Source organism: Rathayibacter sp. VKM Ac-2926 (genome assembly GCF_022815565.1).
Lineage (GTDB): Bacteria > Actinomycetota > Actinomycetes > Actinomycetales > Microbacteriaceae > Rathayibacter > Rathayibacter festucae.
Genome location: NZ_JALGRS010000011.1, coordinates 149,070 through 158,102, shown reverse-complemented (window position 1 = coordinate 158,102; position 9,033 = coordinate 149,070). Strand labels below are relative to the sequence as shown.

The following is a 9,033-nucleotide window of genomic DNA, read 5'->3' as shown; positions in this document are numbered from 1 at the left end:
CGGGCGCGCCGAAGGCGCGCGGGAAGGAGCCGCGACGAGGCACCGCACACCTCCCACCGTCAGTACGCCGGCAGCAAGCACCCCGACGTCGAGCTAGCGAAGAGCCCGCTCCGCCGCCCCCACCACGTTGTGGATCAGCATCGCCCGCGTCATCGGCCCGACCCCGCCCGGCACCGGCGACAGCCACCCCGCGACCTCGGCCACCCCGGGAGCGACGTCGCCGGTCAGCTTCGCCTTCCCCGTCTCCGGATTCTCGACCCGGGTGATCCCCACGTCGAGCACCGCCGCCCCCGGCTTCACCCAGTCCGCCGCGATCAGCCCAGGAACGCCCACGGCAGCGACCACGATGTCCGCCCGCCGCACCTCCGCGGCGAGATCCGTCGTCCGCGAGTGCGTCAGCGTCACCGTCGCGTCGAGCCCCTTGCGGGTCAGCAGCAGCCCGAGCGGGCGGCCGACCGTGAGTCCGCGCCCGACGACCACGACGTGCTTCCCCGAGATCGGGATCTCGTGGCGCTTCAGCATCTCGACGATGCCGTTCGGCGTGCAGGGCAGCGGGCTGTCGAGCTCGCCCTCGACGCCCAGCACCAGCCGGCCGAGGTTGGTCGGGTGCAGTCCGTCGGCGTCCTTGTCCGGGTCCATCAGCTCGAGCATCGCGTTCTCGTCGATGCCCTTGGGCAGCGGCAGCTGGATGATGTAGCCGGTCACCGAGTCCGATTCGTTGAGCTGCCGGATGGCCGCGCGGATGTCCTCGGCGGACGCCGTGGCGGGCAGGTCGACGCGGATCGACTCGATGCCCACCTCCGCGCAGTCGCGGTGCTTGCCCGCGACGTAGGAGCGCGAGGCCGGGTCGTCGCCGACCAGCAGCGTGCCGAGACCGGGCACGACGCCCTTCTCGCGCAGCACCGCCACGCGCTCGGCGATCTCCGCCTTGACCGTCGCGGCGGTCGCAACGCCGTCGAGTACCTGTGCCGTCATCGTGGAACTCCTCGTTCGTCGGCGCTCCCGCGCCTGTCGTGCAGTAGTGCTCGGCGGTGTCCGCAGGCGCGCTCGGCGCTCCGGACCCCGCCGAGCGCGGGGTCGCCCGAAAGGGGCGGGGCGGCCTACAGCCCCGGGTACAGCGGGAAGTCGTCCGTGAGCCCCTTGACCCGGGCGCGCAGCGCCTCGAGGTCGGCCGAGGGCTTGAGCGCCTCGGCGATGACGTCGGCCACGACGGTGAACTCGGCGTCGCCGAAGCCGCGGGTCGCGAGCGCGGGGGTGCCGATCCGCAGGCCCGAGGTGACCATCGGCGGGCGCGGGTCGAACGGCACCGCGTTGCGGTTGACCGTGATGCCGACCTCGTGCAGGCGGTCCTCGGCCTGCTTGCCGTCGAGCGGGGAGTTGCGCAGGTCGGCGAGCACGAGGTGCACGTCGGTGCCGCCGGTGAGCACGTCGATGCCCTCGGCCTTCGAGTCGGCGGCGGTGAGCCGCTCGGCGAGGATCTGCGCGCCGCGGATGGTGCGCGCCTGGCGGTCGGCGAACTCCTGCTCGCCCGCGAGCTTGAACGCGGTGGCCTTCGCGGCGATGACGTGCATGAGCGGTCCGCCCTGCTGGCCCGGGAAGACGGCGGAGTTGAGCTTCTTGGCGTACTCCTGCTTGGCGAGGATGAGGCCCGAGCGCGGGCCGGCGAGCGTCTTGTGCACCGTGGTGGTCACCACGTCGGCGTGCGGGACGGGCGAGGGGTGCAGGCCCGCGGCGACGAGTCCGGCGAAGTGGGCCATGTCGACCCAGAGCTTGGCGCCGACCTCGTCGGCGATCGCGCGGAACGCCTCGAAGTCGAGGTGGCGGGGGTAGGCCGACCAGCCGGCGATGAGGACCTGCGGGCGGACCTCGAGGGCCTTCTCGCGGACCGCGTCCATGTCGATGCGGAAGGTCTGCGGGTCGACTCCGTACGCCGTGGCGTTGTAGAGCTTGCCCGAGAAGTTGAGCTTCATCCCGTGGGTGAGGTGGCCGCCGTGCGCCAGCTCGAGACCGAGGATGGTGTCACCCGGCTGGACGAGGGCGGCGAGCGCCGCCGCGTTCGCGGTCGCTCCGGAGTGCGGCTGGACGTTCGCGAACTCGGCGCCGAAGAGGGCCTTGGCGCGGTCGATCGCGAGCTGCTCGGCGACGTCGACGAACTCGCAGCCGCCGTAGTAGCGACGGCCGGGGTAGCCCTCGGCGTACTTGTTGGTGAGGACCGAGCCCTGCGACTCGAGGATCGCGCGCGGCACGAAGTTCTCGCTGGCGATCATCTCGAGGTAGCCACGCTGGCGGTCGAGCTCCTGCTGCAGGACGGCGGCGATCTCGGGATCGACGACGGAGACGGGCTCGTTGAACGAGGCCGAGACACCGGTGCTGGCGGTGCTCGAGGCGGGAGAAGAGGACACGTGCGCTCCTTGGCTGCGAAACGGATGGCGTCCGCGAGGCGACGAGGCACGCTCGGGCACGCAGAACAACGGTATCCGTTCCGGCCCAGGCGAGCGGCAGGAAAAGTGTCCGGAAGAGGTCTCCGGAGAGGGTGCCGCTCCCTGATGGTCACCCATCCGAACGCCAGTCGCGACGCGGCCAGTGTAGCAACGGGCGGCCGATATCCTGAGCGGATGCAGACCGATTCCGCCGCGCCCGCTCCCGCCCGAACGCCCGCCGACGCGGCGAGCGGCGGCTCCGACGGCGGTCCCGGCAACCACTGGACCCTCACCTTCGCCTGCCCCGACCTGCCCGGCATCGTGCACGCGGTCTCGGGAGCGGTGGTGCAGGCCCGCGGCAACATCACCGAGAGCCAGCAGTTCTCCAGCGCCGACACCGGCCGCTTCTTCATGCGCCTGCAGGTGCAGTCGCCCGTCACCCGCGACGAGTTCGAGGCCGCCCTGCTGCCGGTCACCGAGCACTACGGCATGACCTGGCGGCTCGACGTCGTCGGCCGCCCGCTGCGCACGCTGCTGCTCGCCTCCACGGCGGGGCACTGCGTGAACGACCTGCTGTTCCGCCAGCGTGCGGGGCAGCTCGCCATCGACGTCCCGCTGATCCTCTCGAACCACGCCACGCTGCAAGACCTGGCCGGCTTCTACGGAGTGCCGTTCGAGTCGCGGGCGGTGACGTCGCCCGAGACCAAGCGCGCCTTCGAGGACCGCGTCGTCGAGGTCGTCGAGGAGCACGACATCGAGCTGGTCGTCCTCGCCCGCTACATGCAGATCCTCTCCCCCGAGCTCTGCGCGCGCCTGGCCGGCCGGGCGATCAACATCCACCACTCCTTCCTGCCCGGCTTCAAGGGCGCGAACCCCTACAAGCAGGCGCACGCCCGCGGGGTGAAGCTGATCGGCGCGACCGCGCACTTCGTGACGAGCGACCTCGACGAGGGCCCGATCATCGAGCAGAACGTCGTGCGGGTCGACCACTCGCACTCCCCCGCGCAGCTGGTCGCGATCGGGCAGGACGAGGAGAGCCGCACGCTGACCCAGGCCGTGAAGTGGTTCGCGGAGGACCGCGTGCTGCTCGACGGCGCCCGCACGATCATCTTCCACTGACCGCCGCGCCGCTCCGGCGTGCGGCGTCGAGTCGCCCGGAACGGCTGCCCGCAGGGCGGGAGAACGAGCCCTCTCGGGCGACTCACCGCGGGCGGATACGATGGTCCGCGTGAATCGAGCGACAGCGGGCACTGCACGGACCGATCAGAAGGTCGGGCCGAACGACGTCCTCCGCCTCGTGCTCGAGCTCTTCGCGTTCGTCAGCCTCGGACTGTGGGGCTTCCTGTCCTGGGACCTGCCGTGGAGCATCGTCTTCGGCGTGGGCGCACCGGTGCTGGCGATCCTGCTCTGGGCGCTGTTCCTCTCGCCCCGCGCCGTCCTCGCGATCGACCTCTACGGCCGCTCGCTGATCGAGCTGCTGATCATGGGCGCCGCCGCCCTCGCCTGGCTCGACCTCGGCCAGCCGATCGTCGCGATCGTCTTCGGCGTGGTCGCCGTGGTGTCCGGCGTGATCTCGGGGCGCCGCGCGCTGAGCTGACGGCGCGAGCTCCGCGGTGGCCGTTCGCTCCCTCGTGCTGATCGAGCAGCTACGCCGATTGAGCGGGCGCTTCATGCTGATCGAGTAGCCCGCGCAGCGGGCGTATCGAGATCCACCACCGTCTGAACCGGAGCCTGCAAGCCACCCTGCGGGCGACGGCGGGTCTCGATACGCCCCTCCGGGGCTACTCGACCAGCATGAGGAGCTCCAGGGCTTCCGACCCATGCTGATCGAGCAGCCCGCAGAGCGGGCGCACCATGGTGATCGAGTAGCTCGCGCAGCGGGCGTATCGAGATCCCGCGCGCAACGAGCGACGGCCGCCCCGCCGACCCCGGAGGGGCGTGCGGAGCGGCCGTCGACGGGCTGCGGAGGGCTACTCCGCGGCGCCCGCCTCACGCTGCGCGAGCGCGCGGCGACGCAGTCCCGTCAGCACCGCTCCGGCGCCGATCAGCGCCAGGGCACCCGCTCCGAGCAGTCCGCCGCCGAAGCCGGTGGAGGGCAGCCCGCCCGCTCCGTGGCCGGGCGCGCCCGGTCCGGCGGTGGGCGTGGAGGTCGGCGCGGGAGGCGCGGTCGGTCCGGCGGTCGGCGTCCCGGTCGGAGCCGGCGTCGCCGTCGGTCCGGCGGTCGGCGTCGCGGTCGGCTCGGCCGTGGGTCCGGCCGTCGGCGTCGCGGTCGGAGCCGGCGTCGCCGCCTCCGTCACGTCCACGCTGACGAGGGTCCGGAGACCCGAGTCCGCGTAGTCGATGCTGCCGAGGTACTGCGCCGGGCCGGCGAGGCCGGTCCAGGACACGGAGTAGCTCGTCGGCTCACCCAGGACCGCGTCGACGGTCTCGGGCGCGGTGGTCAGCGAGCCCTCGCCGCCGTCCGCCGCGATGAGGAAGCTCCGGAGGTCGAACGTCGCCTCCGGCTCCGCGCCCACCGCGTAGATGTCCGCGGAGACCAGGTAGCTGCCGGCCTCGGGGGCGTAGAGGTCCACCCGCTCGTCGGCCGAGCCGGTCGCGCTGGTCGCCGTGGTCACCGGCTTCCCGTCGACGATCTGCGCGATCGTCAGGTCGAGGTCGGCCGTGTCGTCGAGCGAGTCGAGGTCGAAGCGGGCGAACTCGGTGCCCTCGGGCACCTCGACGGTCGTCTCGAAGGTCTCGCCCTGCGGCAGCGTGCCGGTGTGGCCGTCCGCCGCGGTCGCGTCCTCGGCGAGGACTCCCACCGCGAGGCCGCTCGGGACCAGCGGCAGGGGGCCGTCGATGCCGGGGATGATCTCGACGCTCGTCGAGCCGGTCGAGCCGGAGCCCGACACCTCGTACGGCGCGTCGAGCAGCACGGGACGCACGGCCACGGGGCTGCGCACCTCGTGCTCGGCGCTCGACCAGGTGAGGTAGCCGGTCGCGAACTCGGCGAGCTCGGCGTCGGTCCTCGTGAAGGTCACCGTGTACTCGGCGGTCTGGCCCGCTCCGGTGAAGGAGAGGGTGGACGGCGAGACGACGGCGTCGATCCCGGGGATGTCGAGGCCGGCGGTGTAGCTGCCGGCCTCGGTCGAGGTGACCGTGCGGGTGACCGTCTGGGTCCCGGCCAGGGCGCCGATCGCGATCGAGGCCTGGTTGAGGTCGGACGGGTCGATCGCCTCGACCGCGTCGAGCTCGGGGTCGGCGAAGACGTAGCCGGCGCCCTTGAGGAAGGCGATCCAGTCGCTCGTGCCGCTCTCGTAGAGCAGTCCGGGGTCGAGGAACGCGGTCGGGTCGACGTGTCCGGCGCCCTGAGCGAAGACGTCGTCGGACGCGGCGCCCGACTGGTCGACGCTGTCGTAGGAGGTCGTCATCATGGCCGACTTGACCGCCGACGGCGACGCGTTCGGGGTCACGCCGAGGATGAGGGCGGCGAGGCCCGCGATGTGCGGAGAGGACATCGAGGTGCCGGACTCGAACGCGAAGGCGGGGTCGTCGCCCTCGGCGTTGAAGCTGTCGGCGAGGATCGCGACGCCGGGCGCCGTGAGGTCGGGCTTGAGCACGTCGGTGCCGTCCGCCTCGGCCGGGCCGCGCGAGGAGAATCCTGCGACCTGCGGCACCGGGATCTCGGTGCCGGTCGCGTTGCCCTCGGTCAGCGTCGCCGTCGCGCCCGCGGTGCCGGCGTACGCGGTGATCGCGTCGTAGGCCTGCGAGTCGATCTGGATGCTCGGGACCGAGTGGTCGTCCACGTGCAGGGCGTTCGGGAACGGGTTCAGCAGCAGCATGCCGATGCCCCCGGCCCGATCGACCTCGGCCGACTTGGAGACGCGCGCGGTGACGCCGGCGGTGCAGGCGACGATCTTCCCGGCGACCTTCGCGGCGTCGAGCGAGCCCGGCGCGCAGATGTCGGCGTTCTCGGTCCCGGCGACGACGACGTCGGCGCTGTTCACGAGGGGGCCGGTGACGTCGTCGTGCACACTGATCGATCCGCCGACGAAGGCCTGGCCGTCACCCAGGGTGGCGGTGGCCGTGTAGGTCGGGATCGAGGACGCGGCCACCGTGGTGTACCAGGGCGAGGCGTGGTCGAGGGTCGAGACGCCCGGGCCGGAGTTGCCGGCCGAGGCGGCCACGAAGACACCCGCGGCCGCGGCGTTCAGGAACGCCTCGTCGTAGGGGGTCAGCGTCGACACGGCGGAACCGCCGCCGATCGAGAAGTTGATGACGTCGACGCCGTCCGCGACGGCCGCGTTGATCGCGGCCAGGATGCCCTCGCCGGAGCAGTAGTCGTCGTCGTCGGTGCCGTCCACGTCGCCGTTCCAGCAGACCTTGTAGGCGGCGACCTTCGCGGCGGGTGCGACACCGGAGATGGTGCCGTAGTCGTAGCCGTCGACCGAGGCCTCGACGTCGGCGTTGCCGGCCGCCGTGCTCGCGGTGTGCGAGCCGTGGCCGTCCGCGTCGCGCGGGGAGCGGTACTCGGGGTTGTCGGCGGAGCCGGCCTCCTCGTTCGGGCCGAGGAACCAGCGCGCGCCGATCAGCTTCTGGTTGCACTCGCCGCCGTCCCACTGCTCGGAGCCGGCGAGGCCGGGCGAGCAGGAGCCGGCGAAGGTGGTGCCGTCCGACTTGCGGTAGCTGACGGTCGTGCCGTCCGTGTAGGGAGCGGCGCCCGGGGAGGTCGCGAGCGGAGCGCCCGCGAAGGACGGGTTCTCGGGTGCGATGCCGGAGTCGATGACGCCGACGACGATGCCCTCGCCGGCCTTCTCGGCACCGCCGACGGTGTCCCAGACTCCGCCGTCGCCCTCGAGGCCCAGGAAGCTCGTCGAGGGCTCCTGACCGGTGTCGGGGACGGGGATGCCGGCCTCGGCGGTGGCGCCGGGGGCCGGCGCGGTCGCGGCGGGGGCGCGGTCGAGCTTCAGATCCTCGAGCTCCCGCACCTGCGCGACGTCCTTGCGGCCGGCGAGCTCGCTCGCCTGCGCGGCGGTGAGCGAGGCGGAGAAGCCGTTGAGGGCGACCGTGTAGTGGTAGCCGATCGCGGCGTCGACGGCGGCGGCGACGTCGTCCTGCCGCTGCTCGAGGTGAGCGGAGTAGTCCTCGACCGGAGCCGAGCGGGCCTGCAGCTGCGCGCCGGCGTCCGGAGCGGTGCGGGCGAAGCGGGCATCGGTGCCCTCGTAGGTCGCCGCGGACGGCTCGACGAGCGTGACGACGTAGTCGCCGTCGTCGAAGGTCTGGAGGGTGGAGAGTCCGCCGACGAGAGCGGCCCCGCCGACGAGCGGGGCGGCCGAGGCGGCCGAGACGGCGAAGGCGCCCGAGGCGGCGATGCCGAGGGCGGCGAGGCCGGCGAGGATGCGCTTCTCGGCGCGGCGGACGGGTGGACGGTGGGACAAGTGAAGCGGCAATCGATGTCCTTTACTCACAGTTGCTGAGAACCGGATCGGTTCTCGCACAGAGTCGACCCTACGAACTGGATCGCCCGGCTCTGTTACGAACAGGTAACGAAGTCCTTGTTCGGGGGACAGCGGCGTCCGATCTCCGGGGATCCGGATGCCCCCATTTCGGGGACTCCACCCCGCCGGTCCTACGCTGGCGAGATGCGCACTCCGAATCCCGACGCCGCTGTCGGCGTCCTGCTCCCCCGCGATCTCCCCGCCGCCGAGGTCCTGCCGTACGCCCGCCGCGCCGAGGAGCTCGGCTTCGACGAGCTCTGGGTCGTCGAGGACCTCGGCTTCCGCGGCGGCGTCGCCCAGGCCGCGGCCGTGCTCGCCGCGACCGAGCGGATCGTCGTCGGGATCGGCATCCTGCCCGCCGCCGTCCGCACCGCCGCCTTCACCGCGATGGAGCTCGGCACCCTCGCCGAGCTCTTCCCCGGCCGCGTCCATGCCGGCATCGGCCACGGCATGCCGGGCTGGATGCGCGGACTCGGCGTCTGGCCGAAGAGCCCGCTGACGCTGCTCTCGGAGCAGTTCGACGCGATCCGCGCACTGCTCGCCGGCGAGGAGGTGACCCGCGACGGCCGCTACGTCCATGTCGACGGGCTGCGGCTCGAGTCGCCGCCGCGGGTCGTGCCGCCGCTGCTGGCCGGGGTGCGCGGTCCGCGCTCGCTCGAGCTGGCCGGGCGCATCGCCGACGGGGCGATCCTCGCCGAGCCGGTCGCTCCGGAGTACCTCGCCCGCGCCCGGGAGCAGATGGGCACGCCGGGCCGCGTCGTGGCGTACAACGTGGCCGCCGTCTCGGACGACGCCGGAGAGGCCCGCGCCGCCGTGCGCCCCGGACTGGAGTGGGTCGGTGAGCCGGACTGGGCACCGCACATCGAGCCGCTGCCCTTCGCCGCGGAGTTCGCGCAGCTGCGCGCCCGGAGCGCCGACCGCGCCGCCTTCGTCCGCGATCTGCCGGACGAGTGGGTCGACCGGCTCGCCGTCGTCGGGACTCCGGAGACGGCCCGCGCGCGGATCGACGAGCTGCACGCGGCCGGAGCGGTCAGCACCGTGCTCATGCCGGCCGGCGACGACCCCCGGGCGGCGATGGAGCAGCTGGCGCGCGTGCTCTGACGGCGGTACCGACCGCCACCGCACCTCCGGCACGC

6 protein-coding genes are annotated in these 9,033 nt (G+C 72.9%); 3 read left to right on the top strand and 3 right to left on the bottom strand.

Annotation, left to right across the window (positions count from 1 at the left end):
* Positions 1 to 93 precede the first annotated feature (93 nt).
* Together MT351_RS15595 and glyA are read right to left on the bottom strand one after the other, a co-directional pair.
* Complete coding sequence (locus MT351_RS15595; RefSeq protein WP_123445127.1) at positions 94 to 975, bottom strand: bifunctional methylenetetrahydrofolate dehydrogenase/methenyltetrahydrofolate cyclohydrolase; 882 nt, start codon at positions 973 to 975, stop codon at positions 94 to 96.
* Positions 976 to 1,100: 125 nt separating this feature from the next.
* Entirely contained in the window at positions 1,101 to 2,402 is a 1,302-nt protein-coding gene (gene glyA / locus MT351_RS15590) for a serine hydroxymethyltransferase (RefSeq protein WP_185020082.1), read from the bottom strand.
* 213 nt (positions 2,403 to 2,615) lie between these two features.
* On the opposite strand from glyA, the gene purU reads away from it, so the two are divergent.
* Together purU and MT351_RS15580 are read left to right on the top strand one after the other, a co-directional pair.
* On the top strand, positions 2,616 to 3,539 hold the full coding sequence (gene purU / locus MT351_RS15585; RefSeq protein WP_132435999.1) for a formyltetrahydrofolate deformylase: 924 nt from the start codon (positions 2,616 to 2,618) through the stop codon (positions 3,537 to 3,539).
* A gap of 109 nt (positions 3,540 to 3,648) precedes the next feature.
* Complete coding sequence (locus tag MT351_RS15580; protein ID WP_243582594.1) at positions 3,649 to 4,017, top strand: YrdB family protein; 369 nt, start codon at positions 3,649 to 3,651, stop codon at positions 4,015 to 4,017.
* Between the two features lie 373 nt (positions 4,018 to 4,390).
* On the opposite strand, the gene MT351_RS15575 is transcribed toward MT351_RS15580, so the two are convergent.
* Positions 4,391 to 7,837, bottom strand: coding sequence for a S8 family serine peptidase (locus MT351_RS15575; protein ID WP_243582593.1), 3,447 nt, complete (start codon positions 7,835 to 7,837; stop codon positions 4,391 to 4,393).
* Positions 7,838 to 8,041: 204 nt separating this feature from the next.
* Between MT351_RS15575 and MT351_RS15570 the strand changes: the two genes are divergently transcribed.
* The gene (locus MT351_RS15570) at positions 8,042 to 8,998 is read left to right on the top strand and encodes an LLM class flavin-dependent oxidoreductase (RefSeq protein WP_132436002.1); all 957 of its coding nucleotides are present in this window, start codon (positions 8,042 to 8,044) and stop codon (positions 8,996 to 8,998) included.
* Positions 8,999 to 9,033: the final 35 nt, after the last annotated feature.